The 23,473-nt window shown below is 51.7% G+C and carries 10 protein-coding genes and 1 tRNA gene; 5 read left to right on the top strand and 6 right to left on the bottom strand.

What is annotated here, in order from left to right:
• Positions 1–436 precede the first annotated feature (436 nt).
• Positions 437–2,668, top strand: coding sequence for a penicillin acylase family protein (locus tag P8N76_22255; protein MDG2384407.1), 2,232 nt, complete (start codon positions 437–439; stop codon positions 2,666–2,668).
• A 57-nt stretch (positions 2,669–2,725) separates the two neighbouring features.
• Here P8N76_22255 and P8N76_22250 read toward each other — a convergent pair whose 3' ends face one another.
• The 3 genes from P8N76_22250 to P8N76_22240 all read right to left on the bottom strand — a co-directional run bounded on the left by P8N76_22250 (position 2,726) and on the right by P8N76_22240 (position 8,960).
• Positions 2,726–4,216: a DUF1598 domain-containing protein gene (locus P8N76_22250; protein ID MDG2384406.1), complete on the bottom strand. Its 1,491-nt coding sequence runs from the start codon at positions 4,214–4,216 to the stop codon at positions 2,726–2,728.
• A gap of 251 nt (positions 4,217–4,467) precedes the next feature.
• Positions 4,468–8,019: a DNA polymerase III subunit alpha gene (dnaE, locus tag P8N76_22245; protein MDG2384405.1), complete on the bottom strand. Its 3,552-nt coding sequence runs from the start codon at positions 8,017–8,019 to the stop codon at positions 4,468–4,470.
• Between the two features lie 197 nt (positions 8,020–8,216).
• Positions 8,217–8,960 carry an FHA domain-containing protein gene (locus P8N76_22240; GenBank protein ID MDG2384404.1) on the bottom strand — a complete coding sequence of 248 codons (744 nt, stop codon included), beginning with the start codon at positions 8,958–8,960 and terminating at the stop codon, positions 8,217–8,219.
• Positions 8,961–9,264: 304 nt separating this feature from the next.
• Here P8N76_22240 and P8N76_22235 point away from each other — a divergent pair.
• The 3 genes from P8N76_22235 (at position 9,265) to P8N76_22225 (ending at position 14,112) form a co-directional block, all read left to right on the top strand.
• Positions 9,265–9,338: transfer RNA gene (locus tag P8N76_22235), tRNA-Arg, on the top strand.
• Positions 9,339–9,890: 552 nt separating this feature from the next.
• Positions 9,891–10,373, top strand: coding sequence for a hypothetical protein (locus tag P8N76_22230; protein MDG2384403.1), 483 nt, complete (start codon positions 9,891–9,893; stop codon positions 10,371–10,373).
• Positions 10,374–11,709: 1,336 nt separating this feature from the next.
• Positions 11,710–14,112: a CotH kinase family protein gene (locus P8N76_22225; GenBank protein ID MDG2384402.1), complete on the top strand. Its 2,403-nt coding sequence runs from the start codon at positions 11,710–11,712 to the stop codon at positions 14,110–14,112.
• Between the two features lie 342 nt (positions 14,113–14,454).
• Here P8N76_22225 and P8N76_22220 read toward each other — a convergent pair whose 3' ends face one another.
• The 3 genes from P8N76_22220 to P8N76_22210 all read right to left on the bottom strand — a co-directional run bounded on the left by P8N76_22220 (position 14,455) and on the right by P8N76_22210 (position 21,300).
• Positions 14,455–16,743, bottom strand: a complete 2,289-nt coding sequence (locus tag P8N76_22220; protein ID MDG2384401.1) for a sialate O-acetylesterase — start codon at positions 16,741–16,743, stop codon at positions 14,455–14,457.
• Between the two features lie 151 nt (positions 16,744–16,894).
• A complete protein-coding gene (locus P8N76_22215) occupies positions 16,895–20,509 on the bottom strand; it encodes a DUF6288 domain-containing protein (GenBank protein MDG2384400.1) in 3,615 nt (1,204 codons plus the stop codon).
• Positions 20,506–21,300 carry a YdjY domain-containing protein gene (locus P8N76_22210; GenBank protein MDG2384399.1) on the bottom strand — a complete coding sequence of 265 codons (795 nt, stop codon included), beginning with the start codon at positions 21,298–21,300 and terminating at the stop codon, positions 20,506–20,508. Before P8N76_22210 ends, P8N76_22215 begins: the two co-directional genes overlap by 4 nt.
• 869 nt (positions 21,301–22,169) lie before the next feature.
• Between P8N76_22210 and P8N76_22205 the strand changes: the two genes are divergently transcribed.
• The gene (locus P8N76_22205; protein MDG2384398.1) at positions 22,170–23,456 is read left to right on the top strand and encodes an Nramp family divalent metal transporter; all 1,287 of its coding nucleotides are present in this window, start codon (positions 22,170–22,172) and stop codon (positions 23,454–23,456) included.
• Positions 23,457–23,473 lie beyond the last annotated feature (17 nt).

Raw genomic sequence — 23,473 nt, 5'->3', positions numbered from 1 at the left:
CACTTTGCTATACTGGCCGATTCGGCTTTTGGTAAATTGGACAACAGTAATTGTTGGGGATGCCCGGTGGGTACAAAGAGAACTGGAAAAGGTCGGCGAAAAATTGGACGAAAAAAGCGACGCATGCGAGCTAAGATTCGGCATCGCAAGAAGTAGTCCACCCGATTGTTGCAGCGGTCGTTTCGCTTGAACGGCCATGCAACGGTGAAATCGCCTGGCCGATTGACATAAAACATCCGTGTGAATCGCGGACTGTTTCTGTGCGCCCCATTGCTCGGGACGTTCGCTAAGAAGTGAATTAGCATTCTTTTGTTCAATCGAACCCCAACTCGCGCGCCGATGAATAGCACTTACGACGTTGGCGAATCGATGACGTCGATTCAAGACAGTGATTCGGACGAGTTGACGATAATTACGACTTGGCTAGGACTCTGGGATGGGGCGGGCGAAACCGAATCGAACTCGATCGATCGTCAAATTAAAAGACGCTAGACGCCAGATTGTTGTTGAACGAGACGCGAATGGTGTGCCGCACATTTGTGGCGATGGATGGCTCGATGTGTTGTATGGGTTGGGATATCTCCATGCGATCGACCGAGGGACCCAAATTCTATTCTCCCGCGTCGTCGCGCGTGGGACTGCCGCGGAGCGGATTGCCGACAAGCCCGAACTTGTTGAGACGGATCGGCTCTTTCGTTGCATTGGTCTTGATCTGCAATTGAGACAAGAAGTCGTTGATCTGGATGACCATATCCGTGAGCAAATTGAGAATTATTGCCAAGGAGTCACTGACGGTATCCAGGCAACGGGCCGATCTTTGCCAATGTGGGCGACCGGGTTCCAGCCTCAACCTTGGGATGCCGAAGCTGTGCTGCTGGTTGGTAAGTTGTTGAGTTTTGGTGGGTTGGCGATCAGCCAAATGCAGAATGAACGCTTGCTGATTGAGTTGATCCATGCGGGTGCGAACGAGGAATCGCTCAAAGAATTGTTTTCGCCACGGTTGGACGGAGTCGATTTGGATCTGCTCAGACAGGTTCATATGTCGAATCAATTGTCTGATAACGCACTTGATTTACTCACTGATTTGCCGCGGTTAGCAGGCAGTAATGCTTGGGCGGTGAGTCCCGATCGGAGTGCCAGCGGTCACGCCTTATTGGCTTCTGATCCGCACTTGGAAATTAATCGTTTGCCCGCAATTTGGTATGAGGCCGTCTTGAAGTGGGGTAGCAGTTATGTGATGGGTGCGACGCTACCCGGCTGTCCGTTATTTGCGGTGGCGCGTACCGAGAAGCTGAGTTGGGGTGTGACCTATATGAAGGGTGACACGATCGACTACTTTATCGAGGATTGCCGGAAAACGGATGAAAGTTGGCAGTATCGTCGAGCGGATGAGTGGCATGATTTCAAGGTTCGTCGAGAATCGATTGCGCGAAAAGGCGCGGCAGCAGTCGATGTTGAATTCTTGAGCAATGATCAAGGCACGATTGAAAGCGATCCCAATGAGCACGGACCGGGTTACTACCTGTCATTCAATTGGACAGGTAACTTTGGTGGAGGTGGGGATGCGATTGCCGCCTGGTTGAAAATTGTCGCTTCCGAAAATACAGCCCATGCGATGGAGATTGCCCGGGCCTGCCCGCAGCCTACTTTGTGTTTTGTGTTTGCCGACGCGGATGGCCACATCGGAATGCAGGGGTGTGGGCGATTTCCCAAACGTCACAAGCCGGATCAGGGGCTGCTCCCTTTGCCTGCTTGGGATGAAGAGAATCATTGGAACGGCTTTTTGTCGAGCGCCCTGTTGCCTCGCGTCTACGATCCTCCTGAAGGATTCGTGGCTACGGCGAATGAGGAGCAAAACCCGTTGAATGGGCCGTTGCTGGTGACCCAGTTCTTGCCCGATTATCGCAAGCGGCGGATCGATGAACGGTTGATGGATTTACCTAAGGCGACACTGCATGACATGCGCAGCTTGCAGTACGACCTGGTTAGCCTTCAGGCGCGCGACTTGTTGGCTATCTTTCTGCCCCATATGCCGGATGGCGAAATCAAGCAACGATTAGAGAGTTGGGACTGCAGCTATGAGGCGGAAAGCCATGAGGCCTCGCTTTTTCAGCGTTTGTACGTGAATATCATCATGAACGTTTATGGTCAGGAAGAAAGTATGGGCTGGCGACGCGCGCTTTATATCTGCACGCGGGCCGGATACTCGACCATGGTGCTATCCGCGATCGATCGGCAGTTGAAAAGTAAGCATTCGGCTTGGTGGCGTCGTTGTGAGCCGGGTGTTGTCATTCGACAAGCTGTACAGCAACTTGACAAATCGTTCGATATTCCCTGGCGAGAGCGGAATAACTTTCAATTCGTCAACCGCTTCTTTGGCTCCGGACGCGTGGGGCGGATGTTTGAGTCCAAACGGTTACCGATGCCCGGATGCCACGCGACTCTTTTTCAGGGGCACGTCTTGCAGACCGCAACGAACGAGCAGACATTTGCTCCGTCGTACCATTTTGTAACCGATATGGGTGAGAACGAGGCCTGGACGAATCTTCCCGGCGGTCCCAGTGAAAGCCCCTTTTCGCGTTTCTATCGATCCGATGTACAACGCTGGCTCGATGGCGATTACAAGCGGCTTTCGCCCTTTGATGACGACGCACCATCCGGCGCATAAAAAAACGCCGGGGCGATGAGGCGTCGGCGTTTTCTTTTCTATTATCAGGCCAGTGGGTTAGTCCCACCACCATTGCCCGTCTTTGAGTTGATCGAGGGCAACTTTTTCTCGTTGATCAGACACTGCGCCTTCGGTATCCGCTTGGATCTGTTGCGACGAAATCGCCTTGCGTGCGTTGATGTGCACGCCACCACCGATCGGAGTCATCAACGTGTTTCCTTTCCAAATAGCGTTGATCGCCGTATCGACTTCTTTGGCCGCTGTGTAGATTTCAACGGGCATCTGGCTTTCGTCACCAAAGACCTCCATCGACCAATCAGCTTGTCCATAGAAGTCCTGCTCTTGAATGTAGGCGGCTGCGATCAGCATGTCGATCAAGTTTCTCATCTGAGCGTAGACGGGAGCCTTCCGAGCCAATTCGGGATAACGAGCTGTGAATGATTGAACGAACATTTGGCTCGCTCGATCACCGCTGCGTGACTTGACGCGCGTGCCGTCTGTTCGTACGAGTTCGTCAGCACCCACGAGTTTGACGCGATCCCCTTCCAAGGCGATCGCGAGACCGTCATCACTAACGCGAACTGACTCGTAATCCGGGATGAAGAACCAGCGTTGAAGCGCGTTGCGGGAGATTTTACTTGGGCTGGCACGACGCACGTAACTTGAAATTTTCACCGGCGGTTGCTCTAGACCGATGCCGATCAGCTTCATGCGATAATCGGCTTCGACCAACACATTGGCAAAGTGAGTGGTTGCTGGTACGCCTCTGACCGACACCACTTGGTTACCCAGGCTTGATTTCAGGCCATCGACGATTCGGCGAGTATCTGCGGGGACGGCTCGACGACCGAACTGCGCGAGGAACTCCTGCATCTTCGTCAGGCCCTCCTTGGTCGGGTCGATCGAAACCCCTACGGAGCGAACCGGTTTGCTGTTGGGGCCATAAGTTCGAAGAGCGACGATTAAGTCTTCCAGTTGCAAGGATGCACGACCGGAAATGATTCCACGAGGACGGGCCATGTCGTCCAGCATGAAGCCTTCTGCTGGCCCTGCGATCACAATGTCTCGCGTCTCGGGATAGTAGAACACATATTGGATTTCCGTTAGACCAGCCAGATACAACATGTCGTCGGTTGGCTGCTGGCCGGCGGCCAGCAGTTCGGAGATCGACTGCTCGAGTCGATTCAGTGAAACTTTTCGCAGGTCACTTGGGCGAGCCAGATCGGGGTCCAGTGCGGCTGCCGCTTGTTGGCGTCTTCGTCGATCGAGGCGACCGGTTGGATCGATGCGTTTGACGCTTAGCACGCCCTGGGGATCGATGATGACACCTGCACCGGGGATACGCCCCCCAATAATATTGACATTGTCTCCATCTTGCTCGTCGCCGTCGCCGTCCGCGTTGCCCCCATCGCCATCGTCGTTGCCACCGTCGTCTGCGGGGGGAAGACCGTCAGGCCCGAGTTGCCCCGGAGCGGGACTCGCTAGCAACAGTGCAAGGAAAAGCATCACCGCGAAGCGAAAAAGTGCGGGATTCCGAAACCGAACCATGGAGCGACCTCTTACTCTGTAAGCCATCTGTTCAGAATTAAAACGGCGGACGGTCGATGACCGTGACGCCATGTTTGGACTGAGTACTCATTTTCCGTAAGTACCTTCGCCTTCAAATCTTAATTGGGCATGGCCGGAAAAGCAAGTAAACCAGGGGGGTTAGGTCGTTGTTGCGGCGCTCTGGGGGCCGTTCGAGCCTCAAATTCCGATTTTCGGGGCGGAAACACGATCGCCCCTTTGATGGGGCCCGATTAGCGTTGGGCTCCAGCCGATGCGCGTCCTTTACGGGAGAGGAGGCGAAAGTTGCCGGGGCCGAGCAGGTCGTCGATTCGATTCCTCATCTCCGAACTCAATTCCACTTGTAAATTACCGGATTTGAGTTGGATTCGACTGCCATTTTCCAGGCAGAGTAACAGTTGTACTTCGCAAGTTCCCGGATAGCCTCGCATGATTTCGCGAATCTGGGTTAACCCTTTTTCTCCATGTGTCAATTCGTTAACTCGAACTTGAATGCCACTCGTATATCGGGCATCGAGTTGTTCGATGGGGATCAGTTCATTGACGATCAAATTGGCTTCGTCGCCGCCGCCTCGGCGATCGATCACGCCTCGGATTACCATTACTGCATCGGCTTGAATCATTTCACCGTATTGCTGGAAATCATTGGGCCAGAGGATGCAGCGAATCATGCCACTGATGTCTTCCAAGTCAAAGTTGGCATACTTGGTTGCTGTACTACCGGGCCGTACTTTGCGAACGTGTGCCATTTTGATGGATGACAACATGCCACCAATGGTGATTTCAGATCGATCGGGAAGTTCGCCCAGGTCGGCTGTAGAATGGCTACAGAACGTCTCGAATTGTCCACGGAATTCTTCGAGTGGATGACTTGAGAGGTAGAAGCCGAGCACCTCTTTTTCCATCAGCAGTTTATCGCGTTCTTCGATTTCGGGCAGATCGGGCAGTTGTAATTCAACCGTTTCTTGATCGTCATCTTCGGCGTCACCAAACAGACTTTTCTGTCCGGATCGTCGATCGGCTAATGCTGAAGCACCCGCTTGGATTGCTCTATCAAGAACGGCTATCAATTGGGCGCGTCGGTGACCGAATGAATCGTAAGCGCCGGCTTTAATGAGCGTCTCGATGGTCGATCGGTTACAGGATGAGGTGTCAATACGTTCGCAAAAGTCGAACAGATCTTTGAAGGGGCCGTTTTTTTTGCGGGCGCCAACGATTGCTTCGGCGGCCGATCCTCCACAGCCCTTAATCGCGGAAAGGGCGAAGTGGACATTGCCGTCGGCGACGGAGAATTCGACGTCGGATCGGTTGACATCCGGAGCGATGACTTCGATTTCCATCCGCTCCGAGTCTTCCATGTGTTCAACGAGCGCATCTTTCTTTTTGAAATTTCGACCTGGAATATCGCCGGACAGCAGTGCGGCCATGAATTCGACCGGATAGTGAGTCTTGAGGTAGGCGGTTTGATAGGCGATCAAAGCGTAGGCCGTACTATGGGATTTGTTGAATCCATAGCCGGCAAACTTGAGGATCAGATTCCAAATGTCCTCTGCATCTTTTTTGGCAAGGCCGCTAGAAACGGAGCCTTCGATGAATTTTTCGTAGTTTGCCGCAATCAAGGACTCTTTCTTTTTACTAATCGCTTTGATACAGGTGTACGCTTTTGCGAGTGGGATGCCACCGAGTCGATTCAGAATCCGCATCACCTGTTCTTGGTAGACCATCACGCCATGGGTTTCTGAGAGGATTTCCTCGAGCACGGGATGCTTGTATTCTGGCTGTTGGCGACCATGTTTCACGGCGACATAGTCATCCACCATACCGCCTTCCAAGGGGCCCGGTCGGTAGAGGGCATTGGTGGCGATTACATCGTGAAAATGGTCAGGTTTCATACGTTGCAACAGGTCGCGAATTCCGCCGCTTTCCAGCTGGAATACACCCTTTGTTTCGCCCCGCTGAAGCAAGCCAAAGGTTTCTTTGTCGTCTAACGGAAATTTGAGCGGGTCGATATGTTTTCCTGTTGTCTGCTCGATGAGAATCACGACTTTCCGCAGAATGGTCAGGTTGCGCAGTCCGAGGAAGTCCATCTTCAACAGGCCGGCCGCCTCGACATCATTCATCGACCACTGAGTGATGATGTCTTCTTTTCCCGACACTCGGCAAAGCGGCACGTATTCTTCAAGCGGTTTGTCGGCGATCACAACGGCTGCGGCATGGGTGCCCATGTTTCGAGCCAGGCCTTCGATCTTTCTCGCTAAGTCCAATAATTCGCGAATCTCGGGATCGCTTTCGTAAGTCTGGCCCAGCTCTTCGCTTTTTTCGATGGCCTTGTCCAAGCTGATGCCCAGTTCATCGGGCACCATGTTGGTGACTTCATTCACGCGTCCCAAAGGGATGCCGAGAGCGCGGCCCACATCTTTGATCGCTGCACGGGCGGCCAGTGTTCCAAACGTTCCGATCTGTGCCACATTGTCGGCACCGTATTTGTCTTTTACGTAGCGGATAACGTCTGCACGCCGCTCCTTGCAAAAGTCGATGTCAATATCCGGAGCTTCCAGGCGACTTTCGTCGAGGAATCGTTCGAAAAGCAGATCGTATTCGATCGGACATACATGACTCATGTAGGTTGCGTAGCAGACGAGAGCGCCCACGCCGCTGCCACGTGCGGTAGTCGGCACGTCCATCTCACGTGCTTTGACAACGAAGTCCCAGACAATGAGGAAATAGTTGGGAAATCCAAGTTTGTTAATGACGCCTAATTCACGGTCGAGGCGATCAACCACGACCTGTGCCAATTCCCCGTTCGGGAGCATCTTTTCGTTACCCGCATATCGGTCTTTAAGACCTTGAATGCAGATCTCTTTCAGGAACTGTTCCGCATCCTTTCCTTCCGGTAATGGCGAGTAAGTCGGGAAATGCCGTTGGCCTAGTTCCAGATCGATATGGACCGTATCTGCAATTTCTTGGCTGCGTTGAACCGCATCGGCATGGTTCGGAAATGCTTCGTACATCTCTTCCGGAGTACGGAGGAAGTACTCGTTTCCGTCCATTCGCATCCGACTGGTGTCGGTGCGAAATCTGCCCGTGTTGATGCAGAGCATTACGTCATGAGCTTCCGCATCGTCCCGGTCCGCGTAATGAGCATCACTTGTGCAAACCAGCGGAAGCCCTAACTTATCAGCAATCCGGATCGATCCCTCCATCGCCATCCGCTGGATCTCAATGCCATTGTTCTGGATCTCGATGAAGTAACGATCACCAAATACCTGATGGAACCAACGAGCGGTCTCCATGGGCTCTGCTAAATCTTCGTCAGAGCTCATTCCGCCCTTCAACAGAAGGCGACTAAGTTCTCCGGAAACACACCCACTGAGGCAAACGATTCCCTCGTTATGGGCTTCCAGGAGTTCTTTGTCGATTCTTGGCTTGAAGTAAAAACCCTCGAGATAGGCTTTTGAAGCCATTTTGACAAGATTGCGAAAGCCGGTGCGATTTTTGGCGAGCAGAGTCAGGTGGTAGCTCGCATCCTTCATCCGCCCGCCATCTTTCTGGAAGCGGCTGCCTGGCGCGATGTAGGCTTCATAGCCAATGATCGGATTGATATCGGCCGCTTTGGCTTTGCGGTAAAACTCTAATGCACCATGCAAATTACCGTGATCAGTAATTGCCAGCGAATTCATGCCTCGTTCTTTGACGCGGCCCACCAGTTTGTCGATCGAACCGGCTCCGTCTAGCAAGCTAAAGTGACTGTGGCAGTGGAGATGGGTGAACGGTTTCGAAGTCATCGTGAATCAATCGTCCTTGTTTTCGTCAACCTTGTTCGGTCTTGCCTACAGTCGTCAGCGAGACGGTTATGCCCGTTAATGTTGCGAAGAGTTTCAGGTTGGCAGTTGATCAATGAAGCTGCGGAAACTCAAGCAAGGGTTTCTCTTCGTCTGGAAGTTTTACCATTTCGAAGCAAGCGTTCATCCGTTTGATCAAGTTACATTTCGTCGCTCGGATTGCCGATCGAGCGAAGATAAACCGAAAGACGTGACTGCAAATCGACTAAGTTTTGCCATTGCCGCATATCAAGCGAAGCTCGTTCTTGTTCGTCGTCCACTTCTACGCTGTTGAGCAATCGTCGAATACGAATGTGTAAATATTCGATTAGCTCAGACAACTGGGCAGCTTGTCCGGGAGAAAGACGCCCCGGAAGGTCCGGAGGTTGCAGAACGTGCATGGTTGCCTGCAAATCTTCGTCGTCGCCGAAGTGCAATTCGAAATCAAGGGAACTTGCGTTTTTGATTTTTTGAGCGTCTTCATCGTCCAGTGTGTTGGCTGCAGGTTGTTGCGCGCCACGCAACTCGGCCAATCGATGTGCAATCTCATCCCGTGAGCCGAACAACAGCACACTTCGGCCAACGGTGATCAGATCGCCGTGTCGCAGAATACGGAGTTGTATATCTTCGCCATTGACTCGAGTCCCATTGGTGCTTTCCAGGTCCGTCAGCACCAATCGATCTTCATCCTCCTGGATTTTGACGTGAAAGCGGCTGACGCGATCGTCATTCAGTTGGACGCCATTTCCTTCCTCTCGGCCAATCGTGATCGGCGGCTCCAAGTCCTCGTAGACTTGGCCTCGATCAGCGCCGTCCAGTACCCTCAACGTGATAGTGGTCATGATGCAAAAGCCAATCAGCGCCGCAATCGCCTCTTCGGTACCCGGTGTTTCGATGCCACGCATTGCCCTCCTGGAATTAAATCGGATCCGTGCTTGTTTCCCGGGATGCAATCTCAGCCCAACCGGGATGCAATCTCAGCCCAAGATGAAGACTTTTCCTAGGGCTCACCCTCAATGGGCCTCTATTGTATTCACTTTGGCGTGCTCTGACTAACCGGGCTGAGCTCAAGGATTGTCGAAATCGTCGAATCGTCGCATGTGGCGAAATTGCCGCTTTCTTGGCGGTAGGATTTGTTGCGAGAAAAAATTGCAGTTCGAGGGTCCGTTGAAATAAAATCCAACAATGCTTATCCTGGTAGCTGCAGCCGCGCCCGTGGCGCAATTGGATAGCGCATCGGTCTTCGGAACCGAGGGTTGTAGGTTCGAATCCTACCGGGCGTATTTTGTAGAATTCTGTTGATTCGTTTGAGTGAGATTGAATCAACACTTTTTGGGTTATCTCGAGTAATCCAGGGGTTTGGTCGTTTTTGGCCATCGTCTGAATCATCCGCTCCAATTGTGTTTCAGCGGATTTTTCGTGCACCATTCCTAGACCAGCGGTCTCAGTTCTTGCACTCGCCGCTTTTCGACGGTCGTCTGCTGCAACAGCGGTCGCATTTTAATGGACTTTCCGAGTAGCTTCTGAATTCCCACGCCAAGCTGAAATCTCGGACTGTCTGTCCTCCAATCGTTCTAGCTCATTAATCCGATAATCTCTGATCGCATGTCATGCTTATGGCCAAGCAGTTAGTCCAGATCTCCTGATTACTTTGGTCAATCGAGCGTTGACAATCGCACGAGCAAAGCAGAAGCACAAGGGGCTAGCTATTGCGTGAAGGTCGAAAAGCAAAGATTGATGAGGACATTAATCCGCAGGGAATAAAGAGCAAAATACTGAGAGAATGCGTTGGTCTCTAGGACGCATTTCTCGACGAGTCTTAGGGTGTCCCGTCCTTGTTGCTAATCGACCCTAACGACAAATTCTTTCTTGAAATATCTGACAAAACAACCCAAGTCACGCCACCAAGTCCAGACTGGGAGGATGGAGATGACGTGAACAGATATTTCAATCAGCCACTAAAAGAAGTGTATTCACCGCTCGTGAGGTTGATCGACGTCAGTCGTCATCAGCGTGGAAAAGGTTTACAAAAACTAGTTCCAGAACAGCTGATAGATATTGCGAATCAAGTTGGTGAATCCTTTGCAATTGTGGCAGATCCTTTTGTTTTAAAGGGCCACGCTCCTGAAATTGGTGCAAAAGCGGCTGTGCGTAAACTCCTAAATCACGGTTACGAACCAACACAGCACTGGTTGCAAGATTGCGAAAAACAGAGAAGACGTTTTGCGTCTTTGGGTGGTGTAAATACTCGCTTCGCAAACGCGACGGTAAGCCAACCCTTTCAACAGTTCGTAGATCCTTCAGATAACGAAGATTGATGCGTTTTGAATCTAGTAATGCAAAATGAACTCTTCTTCGTGGTGGACTATCAAAAGCTAGAAAGCCTGGGGTAGTTTTATGTTCAAATTGTATTCCACAATCTTGGGCTCAGAATTCGCAGGTGGTGCAAACACAATTAGAGCTTCATTCTGCTATCAGACTTTCCTTAGTTTTTTCCATTAGAGGACGCAATCGACACTGTCAGGGTCATGTTTCATTTAATGTGTTTGCACATGGATTGATTGTTGCCTTGTAAATTTCGTCAATTGTTTGGGGGCATCAGATGAGAATTTTCAAAGACTTCCCTAAGCAGCTTCCCTGGCATCTTCCTTTCGGTCTCCTTTGTGTGTTATTGATATTTGGAATGTCAGGGTATTGGCCGCAAATTATTGATGAAAGTTGCGTCTTTCGAATACTAGTTTGGGGGGGGGGTCTTCATTTCACTGGGGTATTTAGATAGAAGATCGAAGCAGCAGGATTAAATACGGTGAAATTTTCATGGGTAAGGTGAATGGATAGAGTGAGGGGCGGTTCAGAATTTGCCAAGACCGAAAGCCGAAAAAAGCAAACAGAAACACCACCACTGCAACAGGCCAGTTCCACCAAAAAACCATCACAGAAGCCATTGCCGACAAGATGAACACGCTTGTGAAAGCTTTCGCGATTTTTTTCATCTTGCCAAAACCCCTAAAACTAGACCGAAGTAATTCAGGTTCGACTGTTGTTTTGGAGATCGTGGTCGTGAGAAGAATGATTAACTCTTATACCAGCTTGATTGAGGTGAATTGAATAGCTGGAATTTTAACCTATTTGACACCTACCGGGCGTACTCGATTAACGCGCGTTGGTCTTGAACGGAAGAGTCGTTTGAGGCCCAATTTGAAGAAAAATCCAGATCCGAGCCAGTTCGATTTGATTTCTGATGCGGGCGGGCCTGGAAAAGGTCATCGGTCGCGTCTGACGGATTTATTACTCCGCCTTTATCTGTCCTCGTTTGTCAAAATCGGTTTCTAAGTCGCTGACGATTCCCCAAGGATTGCCGTTCGGCAAAGTTTCATTGGCTACCGGACGGTCCGGGTCGACTGAGAGGCAATCGCACCACCGGACACGGTTTCCTTTCTGAAAAGCACTGCCCTGATCCCTTAGCTTTAGCGACTTTGTTCACCCGATCATTCGCATCAAACATCGGTTCGAAAATAACCGTTGAACCGTTCTGGCTGGATTGGATTGATCCGAAACTTTTGACGAATTCTGGGGTTATTAAATCGATCTCGGTGGTTTTCCGTTATTATCCATCAGGATTGGTCTCTGTATCTATTTGTGGAGCTTTGTTCGATGCGCAGATTGCTTACCGTTGTGGCGCTTTTAGTAGTCCTCTGTGGACAATGGATTTATGCGCAGCTGAACGGATCAGAAGGGCCGTTTAATCGATCGAGAGCTCGGCCTGACTTCATTTATCAGGCACTTGATACGGATCGTGATGGGGCCTTGTCGGAGGCAGAAATCGAGAAGGTTTCTGATTTCTTGCGGACGTTGGACAAAGACCAGGACGGGGCCCTTAGCTCTGACGAATTAGTTCCGGATTTTCCTCCCGCTGGTCCGGGTGGGAGGCGAGGCGGCGGAATGGGGCCAAATCGACCAGAATTGAAACTGCTAGAAAAACACGACAAAGATGGCAGCGGTTATCTTGATGCTGCGGAACGTCAATCGGCATTGAAGGAAGTTGAGGCCTCTAACGCCAACAGTCGACGAAGGCCAAGCCGAGGTCCACGCGGTGGAGCACGCGAACCGGGGCGACCGGGCCCGAAGGTCGCTCCCGATCAGGTGGAAGTCTATCCCGACCAGGCACTCTATGATCCGGCGGTCCTGCGAACACTCTTCATCCAGTTTGATTCTGATAACTGGGAAGAGGAAATGGCTGCTCTGAAACACACCGATGTTGAGATGCCCGCAACCGTCATCGTTGACGGGAAGACGTATCCGATGGTTGGGCTAAGCTTTCGTGGCCAATCGTCCTTCAGTCACCTATCGGCCGGTCTAAAACGTTCACTCAATCTTTCGATGGACCTTGTCGATTCCGATCAACGATTGTACGGATACAAGACTCTTAACCTGCTTAATTGCAATGGCGATTCGTCAATGATGAGCAGCGCTCTCTACTCGTTCGTTGCGCAAGATTTTCTTCCTGCTCCCCAAGCGAACTTTGTCAAGGTCGTCATCAATGGTGAAAGTTGGGGGATCTACAGTAATGTGCAACAGTTCAACAAAGACTTTTTGAAGGAACACTATCGAAATTCGTCGGGGGCTCGCTGGAAAGTGCCAGGTAGTCCCGGAGCCGATGGTGGCTTGCGGTACCTGGGTGATCAACTCGAAGGTTATAAGCAACGGTTCGAGATTAAGTCGAAAGACAAAGAGAAGTCATGGCGTGCACTCGTCAATTTGTGCAAGCTACTGAACGAAACACCGAGCTCAGAACTGTCTGAAGCAATCGAGCCGATTCTGAATGTGGATGGCTTATTGCGTTTCTTGGCGATGGATGTTGCGCTGGTAAATAGCGACGGTTATTGGACAAGGGCCAGCGACTATAACTTGTTTCTTGATTCGGCCGGAGTCTTTCATGTTATACCTCACGATATGAACGAAGCCTTTGTGACACGCGGTCCGCGCGGACGCCGCCCGGGTGGCGAGCGTCCGGGTTTCGGGCCTCCCCCAGGTTTTGGTCCTCCTCCAGGTTTTGGGCCTCCCCCAGGTTTTGGTCCTCCTCCGGACTTCGATAATGGTCGGCCTGGGGAATTGGGCGAAGAGCGGCGGAATGATTTCAGAGGACCGGCGGAACGTGGCGATCGGCGACGCGGTGGCTCTCGAGGAGGTCGTCGAGGTGGAGGCGGAGGTCCAGGACACGGCGATGCGACGCTTGATCCTTTGGTAGGTATCGACAGTGATCGAATGCCGTTGCGGAGTAAGATCTTGGCCGTGCCGGCGTACCGCCAGAAGTATTTGCAGTACATACGAGCAATTGCCGAGAAAAAATTAGACGTCGAGATAATTGGACCGGTCATTGAGGGTTATCGAGAGCTGCTGTTCGATGAAGTGAAGGCAGACACTCGCAAGCTGACTAGCTTCGATGCTTTCGTTTCGATGTCGAGTGGGAACTCTGATCCGAATGGACGGCCAAGTCCCAGCCTCTACACTTCCTTGAAGGAGCGTCGAGAATTTCTACTGAATCATGATGAGATCAAGCGAGTTGACAGCATTGAAATTGATCCCGACAGATTCGCACCGCCAGCCGTGACGACAAACGGGCCAAAACCTTCCATCGCGATTAGCGAACTCTTAGCCTCCAATAAGAAAAGCAGTAAAGATCCCCAGGGCGACCACGAAGATTGGATTGAGTTGGTCAATTATGGCGACGACAGAGTCGATCTGTCTGGCATGTATTTGAGCGATGATCCGACGAACATGTTCAAGTGGCGAATTCCAAACGGTACCGTTTTAGAAGCCGGACGATATCTTGTTATCTGGGCAGATGAAGATGGAAGCGATGCGGGGCTCCACGCGAACTTCAAGCTGTCTTCAAAAGGTGAGTCGGTCTCATTGGTCTCAGGCGAAACGCTCGTCGATAAAGTCGAGTTCGACGCGCAAAAGACAGATGTTTCGTCCGGGTGGCTGGATAACTCGCGCGAAACATGGTGTGAGCTGACGCCGACTCCAGGCAAACCCAATCAACGATTTAAGTAGTTTTGGCGACAAGTGCCGTTCTCGTTGACAGATCGAACCGACAACTGTGGAACAGGAAAGGTCGAGGCAGGATGGATCCATTTGCAGACGCTTTGCGAAAACTGGTTTCGCCACTGGTGCCTCGAACTGGACGTTGCTCGGAATTTGTTCATGGCTGCCAAATGTTGGGCCATGTTGATGGTGGCTGATTGTTTGATGGCACTTGTGAGACAATCGACGAGTCAACCAGTTCGGCAGCCATCGTCGGATGCTCCGTCACGTTGGCTCCGTCACGTTGGCTCCGATTGGTTGTCGAATCACACTGCTGCTCAACGAAAGCCCGCCCGGTTGAGTGGCGTACAATCATTCTGGTTGACTTTTGTTTGCTGCAGCAATGGGGGGCAATTTTTGCTCTTCAATCTGCAAAGTGAGATGACCGCGAGGTGGTTGAATGCCATGGCGAGGGTGGTTGTAACGCAGGAAGCTGATTGCCGCGATGGTGACCTTACCGGTTTGGAACGCATCGCGGACGTCGTTGTAGATCACGGCACCACGTGGTTGCCCGCCTTGCCGAACAGCGACACCGGTCGTCGATTGAGCCAGTAATTTTCCGTTAGCGTAAACGGCAAAACCTTCGCCCGAATTGACATGGGCGGCGCCACCCACCACGATGCGATAACGATGCCCCTCTTGTAGTGGCGGGATTTTGATCGTGCTGCGGACCAGTAAGACTTCGTTTTCCCAGAGCGTACGAGGTGTTTCACCGCAGCGGCAAAAGGCAGACGTGCAGTTCTCGGAAATCGCTGCCAATTTACCATCCATTTGACCGAACGGTTGAACTCCTTTCTGCCAGCCAATTTGATCCGCATCGAATTCCGGTGCAATCCAATTTGCCATTGCCTCGGGATAAGTGACTTCGCGGAAACGGTTACCTTTGTCAGTCGCCAGTTTTTCTGGGGGATCGAAACTGTAGTAGTTCCACTGTACCTGATTCAGATTCGGACCGAATGGGTGCCAATCGTAATCGTTGATTCCTACAGCTCGATAACAGTTTAACAATCCATACATCGAACCTCTTAAGAACTGGTTTGCACGTTTGGGACGTTCACCACGAATCTCCTCCAACAGGGATTTTTGATAGCGCGGGTTGGCTGCGTACGACGTGGCAATGCCATCGATAAGGATTGGACGCAGCGCACGTTGAGCCCGTGTTTGATCGGCTTCCGATAACTCGACTACCTTCGTGGTTTTAGCTTCTTCGGGAAATGCCCTCAGCGGCAGAGGTTCTGCTTGACCACCCTTCAATTTGACCATCGCCCGTCCAAGTGCATCGCCGATCAGCATGTACGTCTCGGCATTGCGGTTGTAGTGGTAATCTTGGTTTGCCGGTGAATTCTCGACGCTGCGCCAAAAATTTCGCGTGTCGATGGAAGTGACTGTGCCGTTGTACTCGGGATGTTGCTTTGCATCCCCGACGGCCATTTGCGCTGCCAAGATCCTCAGGAATTTGTCCTGCATGTTTCGTCCACCAAATCCGACCGTGGCGACAACGACCGGTAGATCGGGTGTCTTGAACTCCTTGCGGACATCGTTGATCAAATTGACTAAATGTTTTTCGTATTCATTGATTAACTCTTCGCTGAAACTGTCTTTGTGTCCTTGGAACCAGGCAAAGCCTGCGATTTCATAACCTTGGTTCTGGTAGTCAGGCACAACTTTGTTGATGTTTTCGAGAGTCTTTCGCACCCCGTCGATCATTAGCTTGTACTCGAGCGATTCAAAATTGTTGGCCGGATCGGTGCGACCGCTCGAAGGGGGCCGGAAATCGAAGCCGAGTGCACGGTTGCCCATGGCCGTTTTGATCAGCAGCACTTGTTCGTCATGGAAGGTTCCCAATACATGGCCGAAGCCCAGTTCCGGTCCGATTGACTTGCCATTGGAATTCGTACTGAGTGGCGAGCCTTTGCCTTCCTTGGCGATACGCGCTTCCTGAAAGTAAACATCCTTTCGGACTGTCCACTGGCCATCGGAGTTGACCAGCCAGGGAAATTTTCCTTCGCGCTTGGCGACCGCTTCCAGGTCGCCGTTTCCCAGCAGGTCAGTCTTTTCGAGCCAAAAACGCGGCGGCTCGGCTTGGAAGCCGCTAATCTTGAAGGGATATCGTTTGCCAGCTGCGAGCCTGAGTTCTGTCTGAATCGGTGAGCCGCCTAGCTGACGCTGGTAGACTTCTGTGCCGTCGACCTGCAGCCGGTTATAGGAGTTTTCTCCAAACCCGCATTGAAAACGATAGACGCCCTGTTGCGGTACTTCGAGCAGTCCCTCAGCGATCGATTCGTCATGGCGCGTTCCATCTGGCAGATAGATTCGCAATGGCGCGGTTCGATAGCTACCGACCCGATAGATCGTCATCGGACCATCGGGCACTGCTGGATCCGAGCTGAAGTAGACACCGTTGTAGATGTTCTTTGCGCCTTGCAGGTTGCCCATGCCGACCATGTTGGACTGGCCGGCGAGAATGTAGACCTGGACCGGCTTGGTCGCATCAGCCGGTTTGTCGTCGGGATCAGGCAATTGAGATGGCACCTTTGCCGCAGAAACGGGAAGAAGGAATGCCAGCGAGGCGAAGACAATCAATAGATTTGTTGTTTTCATGTTAAATTCTGCACGGGCTTTCAAGCTGTGAATTCAATCCGTGTTGGAGAGAGTTTTTTTATTCTTGGGAAGGGCAAAACTTCGATCCGTCGGGGTGAATCTTTTTATCACCATCGATGATCACCCTGACTGCCGAGCGATTACAGGCTTATTAGTCGAGTGACTTCTTCAATACAAGCCACGGTGATTTCCAATCGAGTTTTTGTCTTTCGCTGAAGCCACCTGCTTCGACGAACAGGTAGTCGGTATTCCCGACTGTTTTCAGATGCATTCTTAGTGCTTGGAAACGCGTTAGATCCATCAGACGGTCACCGGACCAAATCCAGGTTGGCTGGTTAGTCTCGCCCCCATCCTTCAAGGTCATCTCGGAAAAAAGCGGACGCCGGGGTTTTGTTGGTTTTGACGCATCGAAATTGATGATTTCTGGTACCTTGGTGACAAGCTTCCAACTGCCTAACATCCGTGCGTTGGCGTGGAACTTGCCGTCCCAGCGAAACAAGTAATCGTCTGGCTGCAATTCTCGATTGTCGGGATCCTGTACGGCCTGCCATTCGGAGCACCGCATGGGAACAATGGTTGCTGACTTGATAACCAGATCGTCGCTCATCGGTGGCAGTTTCATCTCCTCAATGTGCAGGCTGAACTTGCCTTGCGGAATGCGAGCGCTCGGCTTGACCTTGTATTTGTCGTTGAATCGGAGGAATGTTTTAACTGCGATCGTGACTTGGCCGCCTTGGAAGTCATCGAGGAATTCTCGAGTGATGAAGGATCCTTTGGGTTGCCCTCCCGAGCCACGTCCGTTGCAGGTTTTTGTTTCGACCAACGGACGGCCGTTGATATAGATGATATGTCCACCGCCGGAGCCGACATGGTTGCCATCATGGATGCGAATTCGATAGCGATGACCGTCTTTCAGTGGTGGAATGGTGGGGCTAGCGCGCAGAAGTAGAACTTCTTTTTCCCAGAGCGTATTCGCTTTGGTGCCGCCATAGCAGTTCGGTCCGGTGCAGGTAGACGAGCACTTGTGAATCGGGTGTTGAGGAAGTTTTCCCTGGAAGTGGGCAAAGGGGCTCTTTCCTGTCTTCCAATTGGCCACAGCCGGATCGAATGCTGGAGCGTACCAGTTCTCCATACCTCGGGGCAGAGTGACCGGACGGTAACGCGTGATGAGTTGATCGAAAGGTATCTGTTCGGTGGCGATCGGTTCGAACGAATGATACGACCATTCCGCCTGTCGCAGATCGGCGAAGATGTGCCAGTCGAATTCGTCCAGCCCCGCTCTCTTGTAGAGTGCAACAAGTTGTGAAATCTGATCGCGGTGACTGCCCGGATAGCCCGACTGCGATTCGACGGTCGCTAGTTTTCGTAGTAACTCCCGATTCTTGCCGACAAATTCGGGAATCAATTCTTCCTGAATGATAGGAACGATGGCTTGCCGAAGTTTGGGGCCAAATTGGTCGGGGTCAGCGCTGAGGAAGAACTGTTTGTACGGTAGAATCTCATGCGGAAAACGTTCCCTTGCGATCTCGTAGAGCACATCCAATCCACCTGGCACATCGGCCAGAGAGGCGGCAATGAATTCCAGATGCGAGTCGTAGGTAGAGGAAATGTCTTGCCCGCCGGGTGCGGTTCTTACGCCGGTATAGCCGGTGTAGGTTTCCTTGAGGGTTTCTGTGGCCAACTGGTGCACTGCCGGACTGGCTGCCCTGATCTTCGCACGGATAGCAGGCAACAAGCCGGTGGTGAGGGCCGTGCGTTGGTTGCCCCTGACAAGTTCGCCGATTGCAGGGAGCACCTTTCGATAACAACGTTCGTCCGCAACCACGGGGGTAAGCGCCGTCAACGCGGCATTCTGCAACCACCAGTCTTCCTGTTGAAGGAAAGAAATCAGATGATCGACGTGCGATACGACCCAGTCCGCTGGAGCTCGACCCACTACCTGAAGTGCGGGATCCTTGACCGACCACGATGCGGCAGGATCCTTGAGGACTTGAATTGCGAGATCGAAGACTTCTCGGGTGAGCAGTTCGGTTCGTTTTTCCCGCGAAAGGATTTCGTGCAAAGCCATGAACATTGCTCGGCGCACGCGCGGATCCTGGGAGGTCAGGAATTCGATGACGAGTTCTTCGCGCACTTTTCCACCGGGTTTTCGCCAGCCGATGTATTCACTGTTGATACCTAACGCTTTGTTGGCAGCAACGAAGCGGATGTTGTGGTCCTGGTGGTGAATGTACTGACGGATCAGTTCATCGCTAACCTCGTTCGATTGGTGGAATCGTTTCAGGAATGGCATGCTGGAGTCGTGTGCCAGGGTTTCACCAGAAAGATCCTGCGCGTGGCCATCCGCATCGGGAACGGCTTTGAGCGACAGAAATAAATTGTCGGCTTGGGTACCCCAAGGTTGTTTTGGTAGTTGATAAGGTCGTGAGAACTTGGTTCGCGGTGCGCCGGTGATACGCAACGTCCTGCGCGGAATTGTATAGGTTAGCGGGTAAGCAATTCCCCACAATTCTTTGTCGTAGCCACTCCCGCCAAGAATGCCGAACGAACCATCAAAGCGTCGGGACAGGTCGTAATGCCATTGGCGGTTGTCCATAAATTCACGATACTGCTCTGGCTTCCTTTCATGCAGCAGTCCCATGGCTGCGCTACGCCAGATTTCACCAATGCCACCGCCGGTGTGACCGTGGAGCATGAATGCGGTGGTGTAGAAGCTAGGCATGGCACAGACGTCGCGCGCCGCAGCGTAGACCGAATCTTCACCGTCCGGCGTTAACGCCGCGGCGGCAGCCATGGCGAAGGCCAGTTTCCCGTTTTTGCCATTGTCGACAAATCCAACCTCAGTCCGGTGGTCACCGTAGGGATTCGAGCCGCGACCGGCATAACGATAAAAGTGAACCAGCGCACCCATGAGGGCGTGATCGGGCACTTCAGCGCCACATTCTTTTGCCAATAGCAGGAAGGTGACCACCGATGTGCCGGCTGCATTGAGGTGTCCGTTTCCGTAAGAGGCACTTACACCACCTCGGCCGATCCAGCCGTCGAGGTACTGGGTCTTGACCGCGTTGTCGACCCATTGCTGAATGTTGTTGAGGATCTCTTGGTCACCTGTTCGAAGATAACATTCGCAAAGCGGAATTCCGCCGTAGCCAAGATACCAGGGATAACGCGGTGCTGTTACCTTTCGAGCCCATTCGTGCGCGATCTTCAGATCCTGCTCCTCACCCGTTGAGAGCAGAAATAACATTCCGATATCGGCGATGCCCTTGTTGGATTTTGGTGTCGCGAGGTAATCCGCGACTTGTCGCACGATCTTGTCGGACTTGGGGCAATTCAGTGGCCATGTGTCACTGTAGGAACCAAGGATAGGGATGCTGACCATGATGGGTTCGGCTTGATCTTTAACAACAATCCTTATTTTCCCGTCGGTGGCTTCTGCCTTAGCGAGGATTTGGCCTAATTGAATGCGAGGGTCGATATTGGCCAGGGCTTGCCCGTTGATCGACTTAATGATCTGACCTTTTGACAGCTTACCGGTTGCGGCGGCCGGAGAGCCTTCCTCGATGTGGGAGATTCGCATCACGAAGGCAGGTGGAATGAGGTCGATTCCGATACCCACCGGGCCAAATCGCTTGATGCTTTGAAGCGACTTCGTCTCGTTTGGGCGGGTCGAGAAAATTGCCGGTCTTTCGTAAAACGATTCACCCGCTGCGGAACCAATGCCAATCAGCAGCATGATCGTAATCAGCGTAGATCGAACTGTCATTCGTCGGATCCGATTCTTTGATTTCTCTGAGGTCGTAAGCGAAGCGTGACTTTCGTCCCAAATTTTGGCAAGCTGTCTGGTTTGATTCGCCACATCAATGCGTCATTGTCCCGAGTCTGATGGAACGGGAGGCAGAGGAGCTCGTCTCCAAATGTGGCAATCGAAATCAGATTGCCGCTCGTGTCTGCTAAATATTGCCGTGGTCCGGAACCTTTCCCTTTCAGCTGGGACCCGGCGAACAGAAACGTCGAAGGCAATCGATCCGAGTTGTCGTTTTTGTGATCGGTCGTCTCCCCAGTGGCAACGATGACAGTTCCATCTACCTCATCAATTCGCTGATTGGATCGGACAACGAAATCGTTGATCGGTCGATCGATCGATACGCCGTCCTTGTTCGTGACCACCAAAAATACCTCGATCAGATCACCACTTGGCGGGATATGGACCCAGCGTTTTTCCTGTTCGCCCATTAGCTTTCGCATCGCAGGATGACCGTTGTTGGCTCCGATCGCAAGCAATGCCGTATGGATGTGCATGGCTCGAGCAGCTACTGTCACAATCGATTCGTGCTCCTTACTGCCCTTCGTACAAGCGATCAGTTCAAGCAATCCATTTTCGAGACAAATAGTTGCTTCAAGATCCACACAGCGTTGCTCAAAGTCGATCACAATGCCAGGTAACTTCACAAGCTTGCGAGCTGGCTTTGTCGACGTCGGTTCAGCACTCGCTGCCGGATGTGCGAATAATGCGATGATTGCGATTCCGCAAATCTTGCGGGGTAAGGTGTTCATCTTGTTGCTGTGTTTTACCGAAAATTTTCGCGGAATTGTTGGGTTCGGTATCAACTGTGTCGAATGCGGCTTGGAAAGCAAAATTTCCTCAACCTTCCTTGCCTGAATTCGATCCAAGTTGTTGTTGCGAAGTTCGCTAGTCAATCGAAATAGCTGAGCGGCTGGACGACGATCTTGTCAGAATAGAGTCGCTGTTTGGCTCATGTTTCAGGAAAAGCCTACTCATCCTAGCACACGGGTGTCGGCTTTCGGAACGGAATCGTGTCGTTTTCGTTAATCATCGCTGACGGTAGAAGAACAACATCTGATAAGCAGATTGATTCGTCAAAACCGCATTAACATTTGGAAACAGTTTGTTTCTCATCAATGCACGCTACGAGTTGGCTGTAAGATTGAGTGAGTAAAAACCATCTTTTTGTCGTTTCATAAGTTCATGATTGACATCGAGTGTCGGTACCGTGAGAGTCAATGGCGGAACTGACATCCTGTCGGCGAAACGTCGCTGTTCCGAGGTGCGTCGGTTGTGGATGTCTGATGTTTTGGAACTAGCCGTTTCATGTTGTTTCTTTGCGGTGACATTTTTTGGGCGACTCGTTTGTCAGGCGTGACGTCAGGACAAAGCCATGTCGGGTGTCACGCCAGCGTGCTAGACGGTGACCAACTTAAGCAGAGTATCGAGGTCAATCGGAAGTTGCCAAGTGTAGAACTGAGCGTCGGTTTGTTCAGCGATTATCACCCGATTGATTTGACCTCTCAATCGGACGATAATGCGTCCGCGGTGAGTTTTCGGATTGTCCAGTTTTTCAGATTGCAGCTTGGATGCACGCTTTGGCGCTCTTTTCTTCCGTGTTGCTGGATGTGAGTGGGCGATGAATCAGGAATCGACAAACAAACAGGCTTCGAAAGCACGAATGGTCTCGTCGCGCGCGAGATGGTATCGCCGACTCGGACCGGGTTTGATCACGGCTTGCGTCGTCATTGGTCCGGGAAGCATTCTGACGAGCTCGCAAGTGGGTGCGAACCGTGGCTATTCGATGTTGTGGGTGGTTGTGGTTGCCGTCCTGTTTATGGCGTTTTTCATGCGGTTGGGTGCGCGATTGGGTGTTGTCGCAGAGGAATCGCCAGGTAGCTTGATTGCCGCTCGATTGGGTCGGATTGCTGCTGCCTTTGTTGGTTTGTCGGTGTTCTTTATTTCTGCCAGTTTTCAGTTTGGCAATAACCTGGGCGTTTACTCAGCGTTTCAAATCTACTTTGACTTTGAGTACACGATTGTCATTTTTAATTTGCTAACCATCCTCTTTTTGTTCAGCCTGCGAAATTTGTATCAGGTCTTGGAAAAACTGATGACCTGCCTGGTGGGTCTTATGTTGCTGGCTTTTGCGGTGAATCTTATCGCAGCTCAACCCGACGTTGAGCAAATGGCGGCAGGGATGGTTCCTCGTCGGGGTGAATTGGATCTCGCCGTACTGGGGTTGATTGGTACCACATTTGTCATTTCCGGGGCCTTCTATCAGGCCTATCTTGTCAAGCAGAAGGGATGGACACGAAATGAGCTTCAAGATGGTGTCATCGATGTTCGCGTTGGCGCCGTGATAATGGCAGCGATTACGCTGATGCTAATCGCGACAGCAGCTGCGGTGTTTCATGGAAAAAGTCTCGATAATGTGCAGCAGGTTGCCTTGGGGCTACGTCCTTTGTTTGGTGAGACTGGCACGTTTTTGTTTTGTGTTGGTCTTTTTTCAGCCGCTTATTCTTCTTTTCTCGTTAACTCCCTCATCGGAGGATTCATCTTGTCAGATGGTCTCGGCTTGGGAAGTCGCCCCGAAGATGTTTGGCCCCGAATCTTCACAGCCCTGATTCTTACTGTGGGTATGTTAATGGCTTTGGGGGTCGTTCTGCTTGAGATCGATGTTTACCCGGCAATCATTGCGGCCCAAGCTGCCACAGTCGTGGCGTCACCCGTTTTGGCTCTCGCGCTGTGGTTGTTGACGAGCCGTAGGGATGTGATGGGAGAAGAACGCAATTCACTGTTGACGAATTTCGCTGCTTGCGTTGGCTTTGTCTTGTTGTTGTTCATGGCCGGCTACACAGTGACTCAGAAAATTCTACCCGCTTTTTCGCTGGGAATTGAAATGAGTTTGCCGGTTGTTTGCTAGGTCGAGTGGGTTGTCGG

It is taken from the genome of Pirellulaceae bacterium, assembly GCA_029243025.1.
Taxonomy (GTDB): domain Bacteria; phylum Planctomycetota; class Planctomycetia; order Pirellulales; family Pirellulaceae.
The sequence above is the reverse complement of the archived record's forward strand: the minus strand, read 5'-3'. Positions and strand labels throughout refer to the sequence as shown.